This window comes from uncultured Methanobrevibacter sp. (assembly GCF_902769175.1).
Taxonomy (GTDB): Archaea; Methanobacteriota; Methanobacteria; order Methanobacteriales; family Methanobacteriaceae; genus Methanobrevibacter.
Genome location: NZ_CACXNW010000002.1, coordinates 63,665 through 87,021, shown reverse-complemented (window position 1 = coordinate 87,021; position 23,357 = coordinate 63,665). Strand labels below are relative to the sequence as shown.

Sequence of the window (23,357 nt, the reverse complement as noted above, 5' to 3'; positions counted from 1 at the left end):
TATCAAATGATCAATCACATATAAGGTGAGTAGGGATAAGATGAAAGTTGTAGCGTGTCAGAATTGTGGTGCAAAATATCAGCTTGACGGTGCAGATGATATTGACGCATTTGAATGTTCTGTTTGTTCTGGAAATTTAGAGGAATTGGAAAAATTCTCAACTGATGAAGAACCAAGTTCCTCAGATTATAATCCACAGGTATTTTCTGATTTGGTACTTGTTTACTGTACAAATTGTGGATTGAAATATCAATTAAGCGAAAATGACGATATAAACGAATTTGAATGTAATAGTTGTGGAGGATCATTGGATTACCTTTCAAATATGGGCTCTGCATCTGTAGATGCTGCTGCTCCTTCTAGTTTTATAGACAACCCACTCACAGAAAACCCACTCACTGAAGTCGATGAGATTATTCCTATTCATGCAGAAGCTAATTTTGATGATTATTCCAGTTCTGATGTTGATGAGATTATTCCTATTCATGCAGAACCTGATACAACTGAATATGTTGATGAAATAGTGCCTATGCATATGGAAGCTAATTTTGCTGATTCTGAAGATGACATTATTCCTATTCATGCTGAATCTAATTATGCTGATTTTTCTGCTTCTGATGATGAAATCATTCCTATTCATGCAGAAACCGCTTATGTGGAGGAATATGCAGATGACTCCTATGAAGAGGAGTACATCGTTGATGATTCCACATATGAAGTTGAAGATGAGGTGATTTCATATGGTTCCATATATGACTCTTCACTTGGAGAAGCTGATGAGATTATTCCTATTCATGCTGAAAAAAGGTATATGGAAACTTCAAGGGATATTGCCACTGGATTTGCATATCCTGCTGAAGAGATTGAGGAAGTTGAAGAAGAGCAAAAGCTTGTTGAAGTCACTGACATTCCTGAAGATGAAATGCCTGAATCTCCAGTTTCATTAAGCAGGCGAGAGCTGTCTGAAGAAGACCAAAAATTATTTGCAAGAGTTCAAAATGAAATGGTCTTTGATAGCCCTGAGGAATATGAGGCATTTAAGCTTGCACGCTATAAATACTATGTAGCCTTATCAGATTCCCTTAAGGATGATTATTTAAGGTCTATGGAAAAAGAGTTCTACAAGGGAAGTCCAGTTAAACGCTTAATCAAAAGAGGAGAAAAAAGCGTTATACAAGGTAACCTAAAGGCAAGTGAAGATGATGCATTGATTACTCAAGAGACAGTTGAGCTAATTAAGGCTCAAAATAGGACTTATGAACCTAAGAAAACTTATGCAGATGTTTACATATTGATTGGAGCATTTGCCTTAGTTGTTTCCGCTGCCTATTATTTCTTCATAAGCAAACTCTGGTATGCTTTAATTGGTGTTGCATTAGGCGTGCTTATTTTAAGTTTTGGTATCTATAAGAGATATGCCTTCAACAATTATATTGCACGTGGAAGAATCATTCGTGAAAGATTGCTTGCTCTTCCAAATGACTTTTATGTATTCTATGCTGTTCAGCCACCACAATCTAAGGATATTATCAACCATGTGGTTGTTGGACAAACTGGAGTATTCACTATCCTTTCCAAAAGATATGATTCTAAGGATTATAAGAATAAGGTCAAATCAGATAATGAAACTGACTCTATGGTAAGTGATTCTGCTTCAATCCAAAATTATATAGACAGAAAAAATACCTTAGAGCTTCAAACTGATTATAAAGACCAACAAACAAGATTTGAATTTGGAAATGAGGAAATCCATTTCTTAGACAATAGTCAAATCAAACGCAAGGCCTTAGAGTTAAATGAAGACTTAGCTATTTTCTTAGATCATAAAGGATTTAGTGGAATTTACATTGAACCTCTTATTGGTTTTGTAAATGATGATTTAGCTATCTTGAACGTCATACTTACTAATGAAGACTTATTCATTGATGAATTGTTCAATAAGATGATTCGTGGACAAAAAAGAATTGATGAATTGACTGTTGCTAAAATAGCAAGACTATTATCTTATTATTCTGCAGATTGTTCTGTATTATAATAAGTTAATTTTTTCTTTTTTTTATTCAATTTTAATTTTTTAGTTTCTTTATATTTTAATAAATTTTATTTTTAAAAGGATTTATGTGATTATATGATTTCAAAGATTTTTGGCATTGTTAAATCAATTAAACGAAAATATTATACTTTTAGAGTAAAAAGAGTTTCTAAATCATGTGGATATGATTTAACTGTTAATAATTATTCCTATATCACTCCTAAAACAAGTCTTGGAAACAATGTCAATTTCAATGGAATGAAAATTCAAGGAACTGCCAATGTTGTCATTGGGGATAATTTCCATTCTGGAATTGAATGCATGATAATCACTGACAGCCATAATTATGAAGGGGAAGCCATTCCTTATGATGAAACGGTTATTTCAAAGGATGTCATCATTGAAGATAATGTATGGTTGGGAAATCGTGTAATTGTTCTTCCTGGAGTCACTATTGGTGAGGGAGCTATCATTCAAGCTGGAAGTGTAGTGGTAAGTGATATTCCTAAGTATGCAATTGCCGGTGGACACCCTGCAAGGGTATTTTCTTCAAGAGACAAGGATCATTATGAAGAATTAAAAAAAGAAGCTAAGTTTCATTAATTTTTCTATTTTAAGATTTTTTTAATCTTTTTTCTATTATTTCTTAATTTTTTTATTTTAAGATTTTTTTAAGTTTATTTAGTTTATTTCTTATTTTTTAGTCTATTATTTCTTTTATTTTTTATTAAGACATTCCATTTTTTTTTAATGTTTTTTCAAGGATTTATCTTTAAAAACTAAAGTCAGATTTTAATCAATTGAATTTAATTGTGCTTTAAGTTTATTTATTCTGGAATATTTAACATGCATACAAGTGTAAGTTCTTTCCACAATTTCATTGAGAACTGCTTCGCAATGGTCACAACATTGCAAATGGCTTTGATTATTAAAAACATCGTATCCTTCGATTTTTGAACTTACTGAACCTTCTCTAAATTTAAGGTAATCTGATTTATAATCTGGAATAATTTTCAAATCTTTAGCGTGGGCAGATATTGGGCATATGTGGAGCTCTCCATTGAGCACTAAACCATCATATTCATTTCTAAAGAAACAGCCTTTATACAATTTATCTAATTCTTCTTCAGACCTATGATGCAAATTCATTTTTCCATTTTTTCGCCATGGACTTGCTCATTAATAACGTAATTTATATCAAATTTCTTTAATTCCGGAACAATGGTTTCGCACATGTCAAAATATTTGCTTATAATGATGGTGTTTTTTTCCTTATGCTTTTTTAGAATTTTTAATGTTTCAATATTTGGAATAATTGTGCCATTTGTTGAGATTGTGATAGTTTCAACTTTATTTGAGTATTCTCCTTCAAATAAATATTCCAATAGATAATCTAAATTTCGATTTAAAAAAGTCTCTCCACCTAAAATCACCAATTCTTCAATTGAATCAACAAATTCCAATAAATTCCTAGCATCAGACACTAAAGTTTTTCTATCATAGGATATTGGGAAGATATATTTATTGATGAATGAATTGCAATTGTCACATTTTATATTACATTTTGTAGTTACAACAAACATTGTTTTTTTAAGTTTTATTCCATTTTTGAGAGACATGACCCCTCCTTATCAAGTTTTCACTTTTTAAAAATTCATTGTGCTCTTGCTTAAGTTAATTAATTATCTATTAATGTATGAATATAAAGATTTTTGCATGTAAGTACTTGCTTTCATTTTAATTTTTGAAAAATATCCCTCTTAGTCTTAACATAAAAATAGTGTATCAAAAGGCGAACTGATAAATGGGATGTGTATTATTTTTAAAATGAGTATTTTTTTAGATAATGTGAAGTTGTTTTAGAAAAATTTTTCACTTTTGCACAAATGTGATTTCTCACAAAAAAATTTAATTCAATTAAATTAATTTCAGCCTTAATTTAATGAATCAAATCTTTAAAGATTGCAATTTCTTTCATTGTCACTGCTTTAAAATGAAGATGATTGCAAAGTATACAATTACTCCTACAGCAATGGATATCAACACATTAATAATTCCATTTGGATGCATCATATAAACTACAATTCCCATAATTGCTGATGCAATTGCTATTTTTAAAATCTCTTTTCCATTGAATGGCAATTTCATGGTTTTCCTGCTTGCAATTGCAGTTACACTAAATGCAAGAATATAACATAGGAGTGTAGCAATAGCAGCTCCAATGATATTTAAGTGGGGAACAAGGATTAAATTAAGAACTATATTTGAAATTGCTACAATGATCCATAACTTTCCAAGAATCATAGTGTTCTTTTCCAATATGAGAATATTGTTTGTAATTCCATACATTCCCATGAATATTGCTCCAAGGCAAACAAATGGAGTAACCAAATAACCTCCAAGAGCAATTTCTGGAGTTGTGATTATGTATAGCAATGGTTTTGAAAGCACACTCATTCCCACTCCTGCTGGAACGGTAAGTAGAAGATAGTATTTCATGGAATAGTTTAGGTATTTGTTGACCTCTTCAATATTCCCTTTCTCGTAATGTTCTGGCAATATAGCAGGTAGCAGAACAGCAAATGGGGAAAGGAACATAAGCAGAATGCTTCCTAAAGCGTATCCTGGTGAATAGCAGCCTACTGCAACAGATCCTATAAGAATTCCAATCACATATTTGTCGCTTGAATCAACTACCCAACTTGAAACATTGCTTGGAATGGTAGGTATTGCAAATTCAAGCTGTTCCTTTAGGTTAGACCATTTTCCAACTCCGATTCCAAGGTATCTTAAAATTAAAATTGACATCATAATGAACACTGCTACATAGCCTGTTAAAAGACCAAGAACAACAGTTTCAATGTCATATCCTGCATATGTAAGGTATATGCTTACAAATACTCCTATATAGCTTTGAAGAACAAGGAATAGGGAATATCTTTTCATTTGCTGGAATGTTCTAAAGAAAGTGATAAGCATAAGGTTCATGCAGGCGAAGAATGAAATTGCAGTTGTAATGTACAATATCTGCATGCTTCCATTGAATAATGCATTTGCGATTTGATTTCCAAAGATAAGGAACAATGCGCAAATGACCAATGTTGAAATAAATGTTAAAGTGATCATTGGATAGAAGGAGTCTTTAATCTTTTCCTTATCCTTTTCTGCAGAAAGGAACCTTACCATAGTGTATGGAAGACCAAGATTTGCAATATTTGGAACGAGTGCGATTGTAGTATTTACCTGTGCCCACATACCATACTCTGCTGTGGTAAATGATTTTGTAATGATTGGAATAAAGATTAGACCACTGAGGGAGATTAGGATGTTTGTCAATCCTACTAATCCTATCCTTTGTATAAATCGCACATATTCGTTCATTTGATCACTTTTTTATTTTTATAATAATTTGATGAGATTTTTTTTTTTTTTTTTTTTTTTTTTTTTTTTTTATTTTATCGATGCTTAATTATTATTTTAAGATTTTTTTATATTTTTTAACGATGCTTAATTATCATTTAAGATTTTTTTTTTTAAAATGATGATTAATTATCATTTATAATTTTTTTAATTATTTGATAATCATTTAAAAATTTCATTAAATATAGATTCGTCATAGCTTTTAAAGAAATAATCCTTATCATATTCCTTAAAATCTATTTCTTCCTCATTTAAATAATCTATTAGTTCTTCACTATTCTTAACTTTTTTTACAATGCTTTTGCTGATTAGGTCATCTAAATATTCCACTCCTGGAACATCTATGATAAAAGTTTTGCAATTGAATGCAAGCCCTTCATAGATTGCTGTAGAGAATGCACCTACTTGATAATGACTTTTTGAAAACAATTCATATAATGGGTGCTGGCTTTTGTCAATGACACTAAAGTTTTTAAATTCATCTACTGCCTTATTCAAGTATTCATAGTTTTCTCTCCAGGTTTCATATTCTCCTGGATGCAGTTTATAGATTATTTTATAATTGTCATTTGTCTTTGTCCCTATTTCATAAGCTAATTGGGACAGATATTTGCCGATAACTCCTTGTGAAATAAATAGTATCTGCTTGTTTTCCCCATCTTGATTGTTTTTTTCTTCAGCTATTTTCATATATATCTTTGAATTTTCCTCAAAGTATGGAAAGCCCATTGAAATGATCTTGTCAGATTCTATAGGGAATGGACAAGCATTTTTCCAGTAGTCTCCAAAGCTCAATATCCTATCTGGGAAGTATTCAATTTCCTTTACCTCGCCATTGGATTTCATTGTATTTTCAGGATAACTGTATCCTAAATGGTATGGGCTTATGGTTCCATGCTGCAATTCTATGATTTCTATATTCATTTTTTTACATGCTGCAACCAATGCCTTGTTTTCATAGGCTACAACAAGGAAAACCCATTTAGGCTTTCTCTTTTCAAGAAGTTCAATATATTTTTTATAATCGTAATGGAAATTAAGGATATGATCTTCAATAATTCTAAACAAGTCAATTTCAATTTTAAAAATAGATTCAAGCTCTTTCTTTACAGTATTTATCAATTTCCTTTCATCTTCTGTAAAAGGCAATTTTCCCCTATTTCTTGTTTTATTGATAAATGAACCTAAAAGACTTCTATCATTGAATTTCACATTGTTTTCCTTAATGTTTTCTTTGCTTCTAAAATGCTGATTTAGGTATGGGGATTCTATGGTTTCAAAACTTTTTCCATATTGATTCAATGTGTCCTTTAGGAAATAACTGTAAATGTCCTGATATTCATCTTTAAATATGACTTTTCTTGGATGGTCAAATATCAAAACATCCGCTTTTTCCTTTCCACTTAAAGGATTTGATAAGATGCTGTTTTTTACAAAAGGCAAGAATGAATTTATTTTATCAAATAGGGAAAGGCTTGACTGTTGAGCAGATTCAAAGACATTTGTCTTTCTTGTTATTTCGTAATATAAATACATTCTAATTAATTGCCAAGGGTAGCAATTTTGAATCATTTTATGATTCAATTCATATTTCTCTTCAAGATTCCAAATATTTTGACAAATTTCTTTTACTGTAAAAGTCATAAGAATTCCTTATTTTCTCTGATTGGTTTAAGTCTTTTTGTTTTGTTCAGCCTTTTTCTTTTTTAGCTTTTCCCACTTATCATCATTTTTATTCCAGATTTTCGTATTCGATTAAATCGTCTTCTTTGATGAGTATTTTTGCTTTTTTACCAACAACATTGGCTATTTCACTTGGTGAAATGCCTGTTCCGGGTCTTTTGTAAGTGAGCATATCCTCTGTTATGACAGTTCCCTCTTTAATTTCCTCTTTTGCAATAATGGAACGTCTTGCCTGTTTTCTTGATTCTGACTCACAAGGAAGAGGAACCTTATCATATTGTCCATTGATTGTTTTGATAAGCTCTATGTTTTTATTGAATTTTCTAATGTCTTCTGGGTCCATTCCATGATAATGGTCGTTTCCCTGCAATGTTTTATCTAAAGTGTAATGCTTTTCGAGGATTGTTGCCCCATAAAGATAAGCTGTTGTTAGGATAAGCATATTCTCATCAGGCTTTGTGTGGTCTGAATAGCCAATCTCATAGTTGGGGTATAAGTCCTTAAGGTTTTTAATCATCAATAGGTTTGCATCTCTGTTGTCTGTTGGATATGAAAGGACACAGTGCATGATTCCTATTCCAGCATCTCCATTTGTGTATTTCTCATTGCTTTCTTCTATTGTGTTAATTGCCAATTTTATTTCATCAAGATCGGATGCTCCAGTTGATATTATGATGTCTTTTCCCTTTTTGGCTATTTTTCTAATAAAAGGAATGTTTGTAAGGTCTGATGAGGATATTTTGTAGACATCCATAAATTCATCCAAATAATCTATTGAATCAAAATCAAATGGTGTTGATAGGAACATGATTCCAATTTCATTGCAGTAATCTGCGATTTCCCTATATTCTGCTTCTCCAAATGAGTCGAATTTTTTAAATAATTCGTATTGTGAAGTTGTAGGTTCCTCATTTGTATCCCAATATGCTGGAGAGTTTTTTGAAGCTATTGTATTCGCTTTATATGATTGGAACTTAACTGCATTGCATCCTGCATCTTTTGCCTCTTTAACCATTAATTTAGCAGCATCCATATTGCTTATATTTTCTTTTTTAGCAATATCATAGTAATTTACACCAATTTCCGCTATTAAAAATGGCTCTTCATTGAATATGCTCATATTTTCACCTTTTATTCATTATCCTTAAAATCATTCATTATTATAAATAATCTTCATTATCCTTAATAATCATTTATTATTCTTAATATTCATTCATCATCATTAATAATCATTTATTAACCTTAATAATTATTTATTATCTTTAATAATCATTTATTAACCTTAATAATTATTTATTATCTTTAATAATCATTTATTCTTCTTAGTAATCATTTATTTCATTAATAATCATTCATTATCATTAATTATAGTTTATTTTCATTTTTCCATTTCTTATATTCCTTTTTAATCAGCTTTTTAATATTGTCAAATCCATGTTTTAAGTCTACTTCAGACATTCTTTTATTCATTTCACATCTCAATGGATAGTTTTCTATTGTGCTTTCAAATGTTTCCCTAATTTCTTCCGCAGAAACATCAGAGCCTAATCCTAAATTAATGAAACCATGTTCTACATTTCCAAAGATATGGCTCAATTCTCTTTCATTTTGACAAAGGCAGATGCAAGAAACTCCAAGTGAAGCTATTTCATACATGGTTCTTCCAGCTGATGTGAATATCAAGTCTGCATTATGCATGTGTTCGCTCATGTTTTTAACGTTTTCATGGATTTCTATTCTATCATTATCCTTGTATTTATCTTGGATTTGCTTTTTGTTTGCATATCCAAGTCCTAAAATAATTTCAATCTTATTTTGGTATTTGCTATCTAAAATTGCTTCCAATACTTTTTCAGTTAAATTATTCGGATCGGTTCCTCCAAATGTAAGGAGCACCCTATTCACATCCTCTTTAATTTCCTTAAATGATTGATAATAGAATTCATCCTTTAGTATATAGTATTTATGTCCTGAGTAAAGGTTTTGAAGAGGTATCTTGTGTTCATGTAATGCATCAAATACCATATGAACATATTTCACTCCTCCTCCCACATCCTCAAAGTTCACTATAAAGAATCCTTTCTCTCTTAAGGTTTTAGTGTATTTGGAATTGGTGTTAAGTATGTCGTTTATTACAATATCTGGGTCATATTCCACTATCTTTTCAATCAGTTCCTCTTTTCCTGCTTCATCCGCTTCCTTTCCTTCCCCTTTATCGCTGTTATGTGTTATATAAGGATAATTGTTATTGCTGACGATTTCAATTCCCAATGGCTGTGCCTCATCAAGAAGGAATACAACTTCATGGTTAACTAATTTGGAAGCTATTGACAAGCCTCTGTAAATGTGGCCAGTTCCTATTTCGTGGGTTGCATCAGCTTTAATAAGGACTTTCTTTTTCTTCAGGATTCTTTCAGCTACCCACCAATCTTCATAGTTGTCAATGTCTATGCTTTCTTGCTTGGATATTTCAATAAGTCCAATATTATCTCCAAGACGGCTGTTTTCAGTTACAAATTCCCTTTTTGTTGCAAAAACACTTCCAGTTTCCTTATATGCTTTTGGAAGATATTGTCTGTTTACCCTTTCTTTGTAAAGTGGGAAGTACTTTTTATTCTCTTCGTCATAACCCCAGCTTAAGTGTCTATCATTAACTACGCTTATGATGGTGTCATATCTTTCGCTTTCGTCCTTATTGTCTTCATCATTGGAATCAATCAATGTTTCAATAGCTAAATCTAAGGTTTTTGTCTTAAGTAGTGGGGAAGTAGGCTGGACAGTGATCACTACATCAAATTCCTCATTAATCTCATTTTCTTTTTGAATTGTAGCATCATATATTACAGGGTCTAAAGGAATGGAATCTTCAGCAAGTTTTCCATCTCTTTTTATGGTTTCTGCACCAAATTTTTCTGCTATGAATTTAATTTCATTGTCATCTGTTGTGACAACGATGTTATCCACATACTTTGATGTATTTCCCATTTCTATTGTATGTGCTATAAGAGGCTTTCCTCCAAGAAGACGGATGTTTTTACGAGGAATGCCTTTTGAACCTCCTCTAGCAGGTATTACAACAAGAATCTTATTATTTTTATACATTTTAAAACCTTTAGCTATTGTTATAAGTAATTTCTATGATTAAAATTTTTTTTAATTTTTTTAAAATATTTATTTCTTAATTTGTTTGAATTTTAAAAAATATTATTAATTAAGACAAACTAATAATAGTATATTATTAATTAATATTAAATTTTATTAATTAGATAAATGAATTAAGAATTTTAATTTAATCATTTTTAAGAAATTAATTAGATAATTGAATTAAGAATTTTAATTTAATCATTTTTAAGAAAATTAATTGGATAATTGAATTAAGAATTTTAATTTAATCATTTTTAAGAAAATTAATTGGATAATTGAATTAAGAATTTTAATCTAACCAATTTTAAAAAATTAATTAGATGATTTATTTTTGAAATAATTCAAGGTGTTAAAATGGCTAGTATGAAAGAGATGGCTGATACTTTAATAAAAAGGATCAATGATTTAGCTACTCCTGTTAAGATTATGCATGTTTGTGGGTCTCACGAACATACTATTATGGAACATGGAATCAGGTCTTTGCTTCCTCCTGAAGTTGAGATTGTAGCAGGTCCTGGATGTCCTGTTTGTGTAGTTCCATCAAGAGAAATTGATGAATGTTTACAATTGATAGAAAAGGGAGTTACTGTAACCACTTTTGGAGACATGTTAAGGGTTCCAGGTTCAAATGGCTCTTTAGCTGAAGCAAAAGCTGAAGGTGCTGATGTAAGGGTTGTTTATGGTATTCCAAATGCAGTTGAAATTGCAGAAAAACTTGATAATGATGTTGTATTCATGTCTGCAGGTTTTGAAACAACTGCTCCTGCAACAGCATCTGAACTATTAAAGAAACCTCCTGAAAACTTTTCAATCATTTCATGTCACAGATTGATTCCTCCGGCACTTGATTTCTTAATCAACTCTGGAGAAACCAATTTAAATGCTTTGATTCAACCGGGACATGTTTGTACAATTTTAGGAACTGAACCATTTGAAAAGTTCTCCACTGAATATGGCATTCCTCAAGCAGTGGCTGGATTCAATCCATTGGATATTTTAATGTCTGTTTACATGATCTTAAGGCAAATCGATAATGGAACTCCAAGAATAGATAATGAGTATAAGCGTGCTGTAAGGACTGAAGGTAATGTAATAGGTAAGGAAATGATGGAAGAAGTTTTCCATGTGGAAAGCAGAGAATGGAGAGGTTTCCCAAAAATACCTAATTCTGTCTTGGATGTAAATGATGAGTTTTCACAGTGGGATGCTCGGAAAAAGTATGATATCGAAGTTAAAGATGTTACTGAAGCTCCTAAAGGATGTATCTGCGGTCCTATATTAAGAGGTATGGCTAAGCCAACTGACTGTAAACTATTTAGAAAGGCTTGCAATCCAATGCATCCTATTGGTGCATGTATGGTAAGTAAGGAAGGAACCTGTAATATTGCTCATAGATATAGTAGATAATATTAATTAATGAACTTCTTATTTGCTGATTAGATAATTGGATAAGTTTATAATATTATAAAGTGGTTTTATGGTTAAAATAGAGGCAATCGCTGTAGATGTAGATGGAACAATTACAGATGGTAAAAGAAGAATTTGTCATAGTGCATTGGATGCTCTACGTAAAGCTGAAGCTGCTGGCATTCAGGTAATAATTGCAACTGGAAACATATCTCATTTTGCATATGCAGTTGCTACATTAGTTGGAACCAGTGGTGGTTTGGTTTGTGAAAATGGTGGAGTCATTTATCAAGATGGATATAATAACAATGCGGTAATTGTTTTAGGAGATATTTCTAAAGCTCAAAAGGCATATGATTTTTTATATGATAAGTTTGGAGATGAAATACCATTTAAAATTGTAGAGGGTGCTGATGCAAGGGTTTCTGAAATTACTTTCTATAAGAATATGGATTCAGAACCACTTAAGGAATTATTAAAGGATTTTGATGTGGAAGTTTATGATAGTGGATTCGCACTTCATTTAACCGACCCTGATGTGGATAAGGGAACTGGACTAGTGGAATTGGCTAAACTTTTGGATTATAATATTGAAAACATCATGTGTATTGGCGACAGTGAAAATGACATTGATTTTTTAGCAGCTGGAGGATTTAAGGTTGCAGTGGCCAATGCCTCTGATGAGCTTAAGGAACTGGCTGATTATGTCTGTGAAAAAAAATATGGTGACGGTGTAGCTGAAGCTATTGATAAATTTGTTTTCAATGAATAAGAATTACTGTTAAATTTTATTCTATGAATAAGAATTACTGTTAAATTTACTTGTGATAATATGATATATGAATTGGCTGAAGAGGCAAAAAGGGAAATTTCAAAATATTCTGATGATTATGAAATTTATTTGGAAAACACTGAATTATTGCAGTTGGACTCTCAAAAGACTGACTTGAATTTTGCTAAAGAAGAAATTAGCTTAGGAATCGGAATAAGGGTTATTAAGGATGGAGCAGTTGGATTTGCATTCACTTCTGATATGAATGAGATTGCAAAAACTTGTGAAAATGCTTATTTAAACTCTAAGCTCAATTCTAAGGATGAAAACTTCTCTTTTGCTCAAGTGGAAAAATTGCCAAAAGTCAAGGGCACTTTTGATAAGAAATTCAGGGGACTTGATTTGGATGAACTTACAAGTTCCTTAAAGGCTGTTTTGAATTGCATTGATGATCATGGTTGTCAAACAACTTCTGGAGGATTTTCTGCAGCAGAAGGGGAAGCATTGATTGTCAATTCTAATGGTGTGGAAGCTTATGACAAGTCTACTGGATTTTCATTAGGTGTTTCCATCAATGCCATAAAAGATGATGATTTGGCAACTGCTTATGATTCAACTTCTTCCTGCTTTTATGATTTAGATGGAATCAAATTAGCTGAAGACCTTTGTGATTTAGCAAAATCCTCTTTAGGAGGAGAGAATATTGAAACTTCAAATAAGGATGTTGTTTTGGATTATCATGCAGTCACTAGCTTATTGTCAATTTTCATGAGCGGGTTCAGTGCAGATAATGTTCAAAGAGGAAGATCAAGACTTGCTGGGAAAATCGGTGAAAAGATAGTCTCTGAAAATCTTTCCATTTTTGATGATGGTACTGTTGAAGGCGGTTTAAGTTCTGCTGTTTGTGATGATGAAGGAACTGCTTCCAAAAGAACTGCTTTAGTTGAAGATGGAATTCTAAAAGCTTATCTCTATGATATTTACACTGCAAATAAGGATGGTGTAGAAAGCACTGCAAATGGATTTAGAGGTTCTTATGCAGGAACCCCTTCTGTAAGCGGTTCAAATATTATTTTTGATTTTAAGAATCGCCTTTTGGAATCTGAAATCAATGATGCATTTTTAGTCACAGATGTTTTAGGAGCACATACTGCAAATCAAATTACTGGTGACTTTTCAGTAGAAGCAAGCAATTCATTCCTATTGGATAATGGTGTAAGGAAACCTATTAAAAAAGCTATGATTTCTGGTAATATATATGATTTATTAGGTGATGCTATAGCTGTAGGTGATGAGATAAAGCAAAGAGGATCATTTATTGTTCCTAAATTGCTCTTGCATGATGTAAGGATTGTTGGTAATTAATCCCCAGTTTTCTGTTGCTTTCGGCAACGCAAACATGGAGAAAAAATATTTTTACTTGGCAGAGGTGTTAAAACCTTTGACCAAATTTTTTACTTTTTTTATATTTGATTGGATATGATAAATTTTTCTGTTTTTATCCAATATTCTTAAATCTTAAATTGACTTTTTTATCCAATTCCTTCATTTTTCTGTCTATTCTTTTGGTGTCTGTTTTGTATGCTTTTGCAACCTGTTGATTGATTTCCTTTTCTCTTTTCTTTAAGTTTTTATTGAACTTAGAGACTTTTTTATCAAAAGCATCTTGGATAAAGTTTTCTAATTGGTCTTGAGATGAAAAATCTGCAAAATTCTTTTCGATTAGTTTATCTACCTTTTCATTAAGTTTTTTCTCTTCTTTTGCAGATAATCTTTGAGTGTTTTTTTCCTTGGCCATTTTATCATATCCTTTAGCAGTTTGTGTTTTTTCTTTTTAAAAGTTTTTAATTTAAGATTTATGGGTTGGATTATCCCATTTTATAATAGTTTTTAATTTAAGATTTATGGGGTGGTTTATCCCATTTGTGTCTTTTTTTACTTTTATCCCATTTTAATAACTGGCAATTGAATTTCAGTTATCATGTCTTCTTCATTTTCAACTTCAAATTTGTTTTTAATGTAAATTTCCTTAGGGGATCCTATAATATCATATTTGTTTTCTACAGAGTATTCTGCCATGATGTTATAGGTTTCTTGGATGTTATCTAAGCTTCCATAATGCATTCCAGATAATACTTTATGTTCAATGAGAGTCACTATTCTTATTTCTTCAGTTTCATCAGGGTCTAATTCTGGATTGATTGGAATTCCTACATCATAAACAACTTCGTTTTCTTTAACTGTTCTTGGATTATTATAGTATATGGCAAATAAGTCTCCAATGGTTTCAATCTCTTCAACTTCAATCCAACCGCTTAATTTACCAATCAAAACTTCCATATCATTTAAAGAACCTTTATAATTCATGATAGCTACTTTTTGGTCTTCTATTGTTTTTTCTATAATTTCCATGATTACACCTTAAGCATGATAATTAATATTTATTTTATAATTTTTAATTCTATTTATTTGTTTTTTGAATTTTAGGAGAAGTATTTTTTCAATTCTATTTATTTAATTATTTGAATTTTAGAGTTTTTTTTAATTCTATTATTTTGATTTTTTGAATTTATAGATTTTTTTTTAATTGCATAACAATCAATTAAACAAAATCACTTCAACTTCCTCTCCTTCCTCTAGCAATTCAGTCTGTTTAGAAACTTTTGTATATCCTGCTGCACTTGCAAGAGAGAAAATAGCTCCAGAATCCTTGAAAATAGGATAAACAGTATCTCCTTCAACTCTTACCAATTGATATTGCATTCTTCCAATCGGTGAATGGATTCTTCTTGCCAAAGTTCCTTTAACTGTTTTTTGCTCCTCTTCATCCTTAAATCCAGCTAATTTCTTAATTGCTGGAGCAACGAATACATTAAATATTACGATTGCTGAGACTGGATTTCCCGGAAGGCCAATGACTATCTTTCCATTTACCACTCCAAGAATGGTTGGTTTTCCAGGTTGGACTGTAATTCCATGGATATGAACTTCTCCAAGTTCGTCAAGAATATGTCTTATGTTGTCTCCAACACCTGCAGAAGTTCCTCCAGAGCATAATAAAATGTCACATTCTTCCAAGGAATCTTGAATTTTTGTTTTTAAATCATCATAAACGTCTTTAACAATGCCTAAGCATTCTCCTTCTGCTCCACAATTGTCAGTTGCAGCCTTAATCATTTCACTATTAACATCATAGATTTTTCCAGGCTTTAATTCTTCCTGATTAGTCAATAATTCATTTCCAGTTGAGATAATTCCAACTTTAGGCTTTTTATAGACTTCCACCTTATCTATTCCTTGAGCTGCTATCACACCTATTTTAGGAGGATTAAGAACTATCTTCTCTTCAAGGATTGTTTGTCCTTTCTTTACATCTGAACCCTTTTGGCCAATATCTTGGGTAGGTGTAACGCTTGTTAAAATTTCAATCTCATCTGCTTCAAGCTCGCTATTGTCTTCAGGCTTATTGCTGAATTCTACCATGACCACTGCATCTGCACCCTCTGGAATTGGTGCACCTGTACTGATTTCAACACATTTTCCAAGTTCAACAGTTTTATCGCTAAATGAACCTGCTTCTAAAAAGTCAATGACCTTAAGCCTTTTAGGATTTTCCTCATTAACACCGTAGCTGTCTTCAGCTTTAATTGCAAAACCGTCCTTCAATGATCTATTGAATGGTGGAAAATCAATTTCACTTTCGATTTTGCTAAATGTTATTCTATTGTTGCTTTCTGAAATATCAATGATTTCAGATTGTGGAGTATAGAGTTCATTAAATTTTTCATTAATGATTTCCTTTGCTTCGTCTACTCCTTTGATTTTTAAAAATTCTACACCCATTTTATAACCTTATGAATTTATTAATGCTTTTTATAATTATAATATGTTTTTCATTCTTTTGAATGCATTAACCTTTTTTATAATTTATAATAAGTTTTTTATTTATAATATGTATTTTAATATATATTAGATTATATATTTTTGTGTATATATTTGTGTAAAAATTTCATCAAAAAATTGGAAAGATTTATAAATTATCTTGTTAGTATTTATATTAAGAAATATATAATATATAATAATAAATTATTAACTTTGCTTTTAGACAATATTTTTATTTAAAAATTTTTAAATTAAAAAATTATTTTATAAAAATTATAATGCAAATCAGTATATTAATTTATTTCAAGACAAATTATTTTAATTTAAAAATTAGTATATTTAATATTTGTTTAATTTAATTCATAAATTATTAATTTATTATGAAAATGATGTGTTATAAATAATTTGGAGAATCTGTAGGAGGAGAATTTTTGAGTAAACCACAAAATAATCAACAACAAGAATATAGAAGAGTTCGAACTCCAAAAAAAGGTGAAATTCCTGGAGTAGTAGAACAGATTATGGGACATGGAAAAATTAAAGTCAGATGTGCTGATGGAAATATCAGAATGACACGTATTCCAGGTAAAATGAAAAAAAGAATTTGGATACGTGAAGGTGATGTAGTTCTTGTAAAACCATGGGATTTCCAATCTTATGAAAAAGCGGATGTAATTTGGAGATACACAAGAACCGAATCCAATTGGCTTGAAAGAAAAGGTTATTTAACTATGTAAATTCAGTAAATGCAATATTTACTTTTTTTACCTTATTTATCCTTTTTTTATTAAATATTATTTTTCTATTTATATCATTTTTCTGTTTTTATGTTTTCAAAAACTTTTTTTAGTCGAATTTTCTAATTTTAAAATGGTGTTTTTATGGAAGAAAATCCAAGAGTAGCTAAAGCTGATGCAGAAATTCAAAAATTGATTTCACAAAAGAGAATAAAGGATTCTGAAGATAGGAAGGTATCTAGTGAAATCTTTGACAAGGCAACATTGCAAGTCCTTTACAAATTAGCTAATCAAGGACATTTAGACGTTTTAAATGGTGCAATAAGTACTGGAAAGGAAGCTAATGTATTAAAGGGAATAAAAGAGGATGGTTCCATTGTTGCTGTAAAGATTTATAGGATAGCTACTTCTGATTTTAAGAAAATGCAATATTACATTGCAGGAGACCCACGTTTTAATGTTAGATCAAGCAATAAAAGACAATTGATTAACAATTGGGTTAACAAGGAGTTTCGTAATCTGACAAGGCTTAAGGATGCTGGAGTATATGTTCCAGAAGCAATAACCAGCTTGAACAATGTTCTAATCATTGAATTTATTGGTGATGAAGATGGCAATCCTGCACCAACTGTCAAGAACCTTCCCCCTGAAGACCCAAATGACTTTTATGAAAAGTTAGTGGATCAAATGGATAGGTTCATAAATAAGGCTCATTTGATTCATGGTGATTTGTCAAGTTATAATATTCTCAATTTTGATGAGGAACCTGTAATTATTGATGTTTCCCAATCTGTTGTGAAAGACCATATAATTGCAAATGAACTCCTTGAAAGAGACATGAAGAACATTAGCTTTGAATTTTCAAAGATGGGTGTAGATACTTCCATTGAAGATTTGACCAATCGATTGATAAAGGACTAATTGATATTTAATAGGAAAACACTAATTTGAATATTAGTTTTCAAATGCTCTTAGGAAATCTATTTTTTATAAATATTAAATAAATATTTTTAATGTTCCTAAAGGTTTCCATAGAGTGTTCTAATTAATTAAAATGTTTGTTTTAGATTTTTTTATCAAAATATTTATTAAATCTGATTATAAATATTAAATTATAACCTAAATTATAAATTAAAATATAACCTAATTTATAAATTAAAATAAAAACTAAATTATAAACTAAATTATAACTAATTTATAATTAATTAAAGATTAAATTTAGGATTAATCTAGAATTTATTTTGAATTAATTTAGAATTAAATTTAGAATTAATCGGATATTCAATAATTTATTTAAAGCTGTTTTAATCGACAGCTAAACGAAGTGAATTTATATTTAAGAATCAAAGAGGTGAATGAATTGCCGGAAACTGAATATCTTAAAGTTCCTGCAGATAGAGTAGGTGCTTTAATTGGAACAAAAGGTGAAACCAAACAATTAATAGAAAATGCAACCAATACTCATTTAGATATAGATAGTGAGGAATGTACCGTAGCTATTTATCCTGATGAAAATATGGAAGATCCTCTTGGTGTATGGAAAGCAAATCATATTGTAAAAGCTATTGCTCGTGGATTCAATCCTCGAGTGGCATTAAAATTAAATAAAGATGATACTTATTTGGAAATAATTAAATTGCCTTTGTATGTTGGAAAATCCAAAAAGGCTATGGCAAGATATAAAGGTAGGATTATTGGAAAAGATGGGAAAACAAGAGAAATAATTGTTGATATGGCTGAAGTGGATATGGCTATTTATGGAAAAACTGTTTCATTGATTGGTGAACTTGAAAATGTTATGGTCGCTAAAGAGGCAGTTGAAATGATTCTTAATGGATCAAGACATAAGTCTGTCTATTCATTTTTAGAAAATAAGAAAAACGAACGTAAAATGAAAGAATTTAAGGAAGTTGTTGGAATAGAAAGAGATGAGATTCAATTCCGTGATGACTTAGATTAAAAATAATTTTTTCCTTTTACTTTTTTTTAATTTTTTATTCTTATTTTCAAAATCACTTATCTTTTATTATTTATTCTTTATTTTTTCTTTTTCTTTTTTCACTAATTGTTTTTAATTATCTTTCGAATTATGGATTTTAATTAGATTATAACTTTTAATTAAATTATAGCTTTTAATTTAATTTTAGATTTTAATTAAAAATTTCATTTTTATTTAATATTTTAATAAATTTTTATTTTTACAATTTGAAAATGTTTTTATTGTTTCGAATCAATTTTCTTAATTAATTGTTATTTTTCATTAAAGATATATGTATGGTTTAACATTTTTATATTAAATTTTTTGATGGGATGTAATTTAATTATAGTTAGCCTATTTTTTTATGGTATGTGGTGAGATTTTTATTAAAATTTTTATACTAATTGAAAACTTTTATATACTTTCAAGTACATATGTATATATAGTGTTGTATTTACTATGGTTTTGACACACTTTTATAATTTTTTCATTATTACTTTGTCTAAAATTTTAGTAATTTTTTCATCTTTCTTTAAAAAATTTCCATAAAACTAATTATTGTTTAATTTTAATAAAATTTTCATTTTATTTAAAATGATTTTTATTAAATTTATAATTTTATTAATACATTACCATTTTAAAAATAATAATTTTATATATTTAATGAGGAAAATTTTTTATAGTATTATTATTTTAATTAATTTTTAAATTAATTAAAAATATGTAAAGGAGGTTTTATTTGTCTCAACAAGCACAAGAACTCTTTGAGAATTTTGACCAATTAACTCCATCAGAGTTCTTTAGAAAAAATAAACAGATGTTAGGATTTTCCGGTAAAATAAGATCTTTAACTATTGTATTCCACGAATTGATTACAAACAGTTTCGACGCTGCTGAGGAAGCAGGAATCTTACCGGAAATCAGAATTGATTTAAAGCAATTAGGAAAGGAACATTATCTTTTAAGGCATTCAGATAATGGTCCAGGTATTCCAGAAGAATTTGTAACTCAAGTATACTGTCAGATGTTTGCAGGTTCTAAATTCAGAAACATTCAATCAAGAGGACAACAAGGTTTAGGTTGTAGTGGTTGTGTGCTTTTATCCCAAATGACTACTGGTGAGTCTACCCATGTAATTTCCGGTTGGAAAGAAAAAGGTGAGCTCAAGGGAGTCAAAATGGAATTTAAGATGGATGTGAAAAACAATGTTGGGGATGTTATCAAAACAGAATATTTCACTCCAGAAAGCACTGGTGTTTGTATCCAGCTTCAATTCAAGGAAGTATCATACTCCTTAGCTGAACAAGGTGCATTTGAGTACATTCGTAGAACCATGATTGCTAACCCACATGCAAAAATTACCTTTAGAGATCCTAAAGGACATAAATACATCTTTAAAAGAGCAGCAGAAATTGTCCCTGTATTGCCTAAAGAAGTATTGCCTCACCCTAAAGGTGTAACTGCTGACGATATCACCCATATTGCAAAAGCCACTGATAAGAGAAACTACAAAAGCATGTTGACTACCAATTTGTCAAGAATGTCTGCTAAGAAAATTAAGGAGCTTGAAGAAATCACTGGTATTGATATGAAAAGACGTCCAAAAAACATGACTTGGGCAGAAGCGGAAGCTATGGTTGAAGCATTCAGCAAAATGAAATTCATGGCTCCTCCTACTTCAGGACTTATTCCTATTGGTGAAGAGCAAATTGAAAAGGGTATGAAATTAATCCTAAAGCCTGAATTCATCACTACAATTACAAGAAGCCCTGTCACCTATAAAGGTGGGGTTGCATTTATCGTCGAAGCGGGTATTGCTTATGGTGGAGATGCAGGTAGAATTGTAAATGAACAAAGAAAATCCGAGATTTTAAGGTTTGCTAATAGGGTTCCATTGACCTTTGATGCAGGAAGTTGTGCAATTACAGAATCATTAAGATCCATTGACTGGAGAAGATACGGTCTAAGGGATTTAGACAATACTCCACTAACCTTATTTGTAAACATCATTTCAACTCAAGTTCCTTATCTATCCACTGGTAAGCAAAGTATTGCACCAGAGCCAGAGATTGTTCATGAGATTAGACAAGCTACCATGAAAATTGCAAGGAAACTTCAAAGACATATCAGATCCAAAAAGGCTGCAAAGGAAAAAGCAATGAGATCCAAGATATTTGAAGATTATGTTCCTGTTATTATTGAAGAAGCAGCAGCACTTGCTGAAACTGGTGTTCCAGATTATAAACCGGTTCTTGCTAAGGTTACAAGAAGAGCATTAGCAGAATTGATGGGCGAAAAAATTGAAGAAGAGGAAGAAGAGGAAGATTACGTAGACTCCTTACTTGAAGAGCTTGACGAATTTGGTCATGTAGTAGACAAGGAACATTCAAGCCGTAAGGATAGGGTTCAGGAATCTGATTTGGATGAAGCATTATTTGATGATGAAAAGCCAAGAAAATCCAAAAAGGATGAACAATCTACATTATTTGACTTAGAAGACCAGGAGGAATGATTAGATGTCTGAAGAAACTACTACTCATAAACATACTCACAAAGAGCAAAGAAGACAATATACCTTTAATAAACTCAAGGCTTTTGGTCAGGAAATTATAGAAGACATTGAAAAAGAAAAAGTTCCTACCTTAAGAATTCCTTCCAGAGGAACTGGTAATATTGTATATGATCAAGATAAACGTTACTACATTCTTGGTGACAGATTTGGTAAAAGGTCACTTGGTAATGTAAAGCAAATCAGAAAATTAGGTCAAATGGTATATGTTGCTAATTTCTGTAAGGATTTGGTTTTAAGAGACAAAACCGCAACTATCAGGGAAATGTATTATATCTCAGAAGGTTGGGGTATTGAATTCAATAACCAGCAAGAGTCTAACATTGTAGGTGAAGACTTGGAAGTTGCATTAGGTGCTACCCGTGAAGATTTAGGATTAATGCCAGAGGAAGACGGTGCATCTGTATATGGTGACATTACCTTGCTTGATGGAGATTATGAAATCAACGCTTCAAGAGCTGGTAAATCAGGTTATACCATTTCTCCAACCATTGACCAAGTTGAACTATTGGATTGTGGCGCTGACTTTGTACTTGCAGTGGAAACCATGGGGATGTTCCACAGGTTAGTTCAAGAGGATGCTTATAAGAAATTCAATTGTTTGATTGTAGGACTTAAAGGTCAAGCTGCTCGTGCTACAAGAAGATTTATTAAAAGGGTTAATGAAGAATTAGGCCTTCCTGTATATATCTGTAACGACGGAGACCCTTGGGGATTCCACATTGGCCAGGTAATTATTTCTGGCAGTGCAAAATTAGCTCATGTAAATCATGATTTGGCTACTCCTGATGCTAAATTTATGGGAGTAACCGCTACTGACATCATTGAATATGATCTTCCAACTGATCCATTGAAAGATATCGACGTTTTAAGATTGAAAGAGCTTTCAAAAGACCCAAGGTATCAAACTGAGTTCTGGCAAACCGAAATTAAGAAAATGCTTAAGATAGGTAAAAAAGCAGAACAGCAATCTTTCTCCAAATATGGGCTTGAATATGTAGTAGATACATATTTCCCAGAAAAATTAAGACAATTTGGTCAATTATAATTAGATTAATTTTTTAATTAATTTAATTATTTTATTTTTTTTAATTATCTTATTTTAATTATCTTATTTTAATTATCTTATTTTTATTATTTTTCAAGTTTTTAATTTTAAACTATTTTTTTTAATCAGTATTTTACCGCTGTTTTTTTTTTTTAATTTTTAATTTAAACTATTTTCATCTGTATTTTTTTGTTTTAGATTTTTTTAATTTTTTAGATTATTTTTTTTTTTTCAATATTTTCAATTTCACGAAACATTTATATACTAAAAAGTTCAACTCTAATATAGGTATACCCTAATAGGTATATCAATTATTTTGGTGGTGTAATTTTGAAACAATGTATGGATTCTGATAATCTTCATAGAAGAATTAAAAAGATAATAGGTCAATTGAATGCAATTGATCGTATGATAGATGAAGATATTCCATGCGAGAATATCTTAATGCAAGTAAATGCTTCTAAATCTGCTTTACACAAAGTAGGTTATATTATAGTAGAAGGGCATCTTGAAAATTGTATTAAGAATGCAATTGAAGCTGGAGATAGTGATGAGGCTTTAAATGATGTCTCTACAATATTAGAATACTATTCAAGAATATAGGTTAAATTCTTTATGGTTTTAGAATTTTTTCATAAAGAATTTAATCTATTTTTTTTCAAATTTGTCGTATACCCATAAGGGT

20 protein-coding genes are annotated in these 23,357 nt (G+C 30.6%); 11 read left to right on the top strand and 9 right to left on the bottom strand.

Features of this window, described 5'->3' with window-relative positions; translation table 11 throughout:
• The first annotated feature begins 40 nt into the window (after positions 1 to 40).
• Both QZV12_RS01135 and QZV12_RS01130 read left to right on the top strand, forming a co-directional pair.
• The gene (locus QZV12_RS01135) at positions 41 to 2,035 is read left to right on the top strand and encodes a hypothetical protein (RefSeq protein WP_295615891.1); all 1,995 of its coding nucleotides are present in this window, start codon (positions 41 to 43) and stop codon (positions 2,033 to 2,035) included.
• Positions 2,036 to 2,128: 93 nt separating this feature from the next.
• Entirely contained in the window at positions 2,129 to 2,635 is a 507-nt protein-coding gene (locus QZV12_RS01130) for a DapH/DapD/GlmU-related protein (protein ID WP_295615888.1), read from the top strand.
• Positions 2,636 to 2,824: 189 nt separating this feature from the next.
• Here the strand turns inward: QZV12_RS01130 and QZV12_RS01125 are convergent, their stop codons facing one another.
• The 6 genes from QZV12_RS01125 to QZV12_RS01100 form a co-directional block, all read right to left on the bottom strand.
• Positions 2,825 to 3,181: a hypothetical protein gene (locus tag QZV12_RS01125; protein ID WP_295615886.1), complete on the bottom strand. Its 357-nt coding sequence runs from the start codon at positions 3,179 to 3,181 to the stop codon at positions 2,825 to 2,827.
• On the bottom strand, positions 3,178 to 3,651 hold the full coding sequence (locus QZV12_RS01120) for a radical SAM protein (RefSeq protein WP_295615883.1): 474 nt from the start codon (positions 3,649 to 3,651) through the stop codon (positions 3,178 to 3,180). The genes QZV12_RS01125 and QZV12_RS01120 overlap by 4 nt, the downstream gene beginning before the upstream one ends.
• A 361-nt stretch (positions 3,652 to 4,012) precedes the next feature.
• Positions 4,013 to 5,413 (bottom strand): flippase, encoded by a 1,401-nt coding sequence (locus QZV12_RS01115; protein WP_295615880.1) that lies wholly within the window; start codon positions 5,411 to 5,413, stop codon positions 4,013 to 4,015.
• A gap of 201 nt (positions 5,414 to 5,614) precedes the next feature.
• Entirely contained in the window at positions 5,615 to 7,096 is a 1,482-nt protein-coding gene (locus QZV12_RS01110) for a sialyltransferase (protein ID WP_295615877.1), read from the bottom strand.
• Positions 7,097 to 7,184: 88 nt separating this feature from the next.
• Positions 7,185 to 8,255, bottom strand: a complete 1,071-nt coding sequence (locus tag QZV12_RS01105) for an N-acetylneuraminate synthase family protein (RefSeq protein WP_295615874.1) — start codon at positions 8,253 to 8,255, stop codon at positions 7,185 to 7,187.
• Between the two features lie 245 nt (positions 8,256 to 8,500).
• Entirely contained in the window at positions 8,501 to 10,237 is a 1,737-nt protein-coding gene (locus QZV12_RS01100) for a cytidylyltransferase domain-containing protein (protein ID WP_295615871.1), read from the bottom strand.
• Between the two features lie 405 nt (positions 10,238 to 10,642).
• Here QZV12_RS01100 and hypD point away from each other — a divergent pair, with 405 nt between their 5' ends.
• The 3 genes from hypD (at position 10,643) to QZV12_RS01085 (ending at position 13,823) form a co-directional block, all read left to right on the top strand.
• Positions 10,643 to 11,686 (top strand): hydrogenase formation protein HypD, encoded by a 1,044-nt coding sequence (gene hypD / locus QZV12_RS01095; protein ID WP_295615947.1) that lies wholly within the window; start codon positions 10,643 to 10,645, stop codon positions 11,684 to 11,686.
• Positions 11,687 to 11,756: 70 nt separating this feature from the next.
• Positions 11,757 to 12,458, top strand: coding sequence for a phosphoglycolate phosphatase (locus QZV12_RS01090; RefSeq protein WP_295615869.1), 702 nt, complete (start codon positions 11,757 to 11,759; stop codon positions 12,456 to 12,458).
• 60 nt (positions 12,459 to 12,518) lie between these two features.
• On the top strand, positions 12,519 to 13,823 hold the full coding sequence (locus tag QZV12_RS01085) for a TldD/PmbA family protein (protein ID WP_295615866.1): 1,305 nt from the start codon (positions 12,519 to 12,521) through the stop codon (positions 13,821 to 13,823).
• A 133-nt stretch (positions 13,824 to 13,956) separates the two neighbouring features.
• Here the strand turns inward: QZV12_RS01085 and QZV12_RS01080 are convergent, their stop codons facing one another.
• From QZV12_RS01080 to glp, 3 genes are all read right to left on the bottom strand, one after another.
• On the bottom strand, positions 13,957 to 14,256 hold the full coding sequence (locus QZV12_RS01080) for a hypothetical protein (RefSeq protein WP_295615863.1): 300 nt from the start codon (positions 14,254 to 14,256) through the stop codon (positions 13,957 to 13,959).
• A gap of 143 nt (positions 14,257 to 14,399) precedes the next feature.
• Positions 14,400 to 14,870, bottom strand: coding sequence for a GyrI-like domain-containing protein (locus QZV12_RS01075; RefSeq protein ID WP_295615860.1), 471 nt, complete (start codon positions 14,868 to 14,870; stop codon positions 14,400 to 14,402).
• Between the two features lie 186 nt (positions 14,871 to 15,056).
• Positions 15,057 to 16,301 carry a gephyrin-like molybdotransferase Glp gene (gene glp, locus QZV12_RS01070; RefSeq protein WP_295615857.1) on the bottom strand — a complete coding sequence of 415 codons (1,245 nt, stop codon included), beginning with the start codon at positions 16,299 to 16,301 and terminating at the stop codon, positions 15,057 to 15,059.
• Positions 16,302 to 16,771: 470 nt separating this feature from the next.
• On the opposite strand from glp, the gene eif1A reads away from it, so the two are divergent.
• From eif1A to QZV12_RS01040, 6 genes are all read left to right on the top strand, one after another.
• Positions 16,772 to 17,077: a translation initiation factor eIF-1A gene (eif1A, locus tag QZV12_RS01065; protein ID WP_295615854.1), complete on the top strand. Its 306-nt coding sequence runs from the start codon at positions 16,772 to 16,774 to the stop codon at positions 17,075 to 17,077.
• 144 nt (positions 17,078 to 17,221) lie between these two features.
• Positions 17,222 to 17,998, top strand: coding sequence for a serine protein kinase RIO (locus QZV12_RS01060; protein ID WP_295615851.1), 777 nt, complete (start codon positions 17,222 to 17,224; stop codon positions 17,996 to 17,998).
• A 439-nt stretch (positions 17,999 to 18,437) separates the two neighbouring features.
• Positions 18,438 to 19,037, top strand: a complete 600-nt coding sequence (locus QZV12_RS01055) for a KH domain-containing protein (protein ID WP_295615847.1) — start codon at positions 18,438 to 18,440, stop codon at positions 19,035 to 19,037.
• A gap of 757 nt (positions 19,038 to 19,794) precedes the next feature.
• On the top strand, positions 19,795 to 21,567 hold the full coding sequence (gene top6B, locus QZV12_RS01050; protein WP_295615844.1) for a DNA topoisomerase VI subunit B: 1,773 nt from the start codon (positions 19,795 to 19,797) through the stop codon (positions 21,565 to 21,567).
• 4 nt (positions 21,568 to 21,571) lie between these two features.
• Positions 21,572 to 22,672, top strand: coding sequence for a DNA topoisomerase IV subunit A (locus tag QZV12_RS01045; RefSeq protein WP_295615841.1), 1,101 nt, complete (start codon positions 21,572 to 21,574; stop codon positions 22,670 to 22,672).
• A 330-nt stretch (positions 22,673 to 23,002) separates the two neighbouring features.
• Positions 23,003 to 23,275, top strand: a complete 273-nt coding sequence (locus tag QZV12_RS01040; protein WP_295615838.1) for a metal-sensing transcriptional repressor — start codon at positions 23,003 to 23,005, stop codon at positions 23,273 to 23,275.
• Positions 23,276 to 23,357 lie beyond the last annotated feature (82 nt).

Excerpts from the sequence above, each read along its gene's own strand:
- QZV12_RS01135 (WP_295615891.1), top strand. The coding sequence starts at position 41 with ATGAAAGTTGTAGCGTGTCAGAATTGTGGTGCAAAATATCAGCTTGAC.
- QZV12_RS01130 (WP_295615888.1), top strand. The coding sequence starts at position 2,129 with ATGATTTCAAAGATTTTTGGCATTGTTAAATCAATTAAACGAAAATAT.
- QZV12_RS01125 (WP_295615886.1), bottom strand. The coding sequence starts at position 3,181 with ATGAATTTGCATCATAGGTCTGAAGAAGAATTAGATAAATTGTATAAA.
- QZV12_RS01120 (WP_295615883.1), bottom strand. The coding sequence starts at position 3,651 with ATGTCTCTCAAAAATGGAATAAAACTTAAAAAAACAATGTTTGTTGTA.
- QZV12_RS01115 (WP_295615880.1), bottom strand. The coding sequence starts at position 5,413 with ATGAACGAATATGTGCGATTTATACAAAGGATAGGATTAGTAGGATTG.
- QZV12_RS01110 (WP_295615877.1), bottom strand. The coding sequence starts at position 7,096 with ATGACTTTTACAGTAAAAGAAATTTGTCAAAATATTTGGAATCTTGAA.
- QZV12_RS01105 (WP_295615874.1), bottom strand. The coding sequence starts at position 8,255 with ATGAGCATATTCAATGAAGAGCCATTTTTAATAGCGGAAATTGGTGTA.
- QZV12_RS01100 (WP_295615871.1), bottom strand. The coding sequence starts at position 10,237 with ATGTATAAAAATAATAAGATTCTTGTTGTAATACCTGCTAGAGGAGGT.
- hypD (WP_295615947.1), top strand. The coding sequence starts at position 10,643 with ATGAAAGAGATGGCTGATACTTTAATAAAAAGGATCAATGATTTAGCT.
- QZV12_RS01090 (WP_295615869.1), top strand. The coding sequence starts at position 11,757 with ATGGTTAAAATAGAGGCAATCGCTGTAGATGTAGATGGAACAATTACA.
- QZV12_RS01085 (WP_295615866.1), top strand. The coding sequence starts at position 12,519 with ATGATATATGAATTGGCTGAAGAGGCAAAAAGGGAAATTTCAAAATAT.
- QZV12_RS01080 (WP_295615863.1), bottom strand. The coding sequence starts at position 14,256 with ATGGCCAAGGAAAAAAACACTCAAAGATTATCTGCAAAAGAAGAGAAA.
- QZV12_RS01075 (WP_295615860.1), bottom strand. The coding sequence starts at position 14,870 with ATGGAAATTATAGAAAAAACAATAGAAGACCAAAAAGTAGCTATCATG.
- glp (WP_295615857.1), bottom strand. The coding sequence starts at position 16,301 with ATGGGTGTAGAATTTTTAAAAATCAAAGGAGTAGACGAAGCAAAGGAA.
- QZV12_RS01060 (WP_295615851.1), top strand. The coding sequence starts at position 17,222 with ATGGAAGAAAATCCAAGAGTAGCTAAAGCTGATGCAGAAATTCAAAAA.
- QZV12_RS01045 (WP_295615841.1), top strand. The coding sequence starts at position 21,572 with ATGTCTGAAGAAACTACTACTCATAAACATACTCACAAAGAGCAAAGA.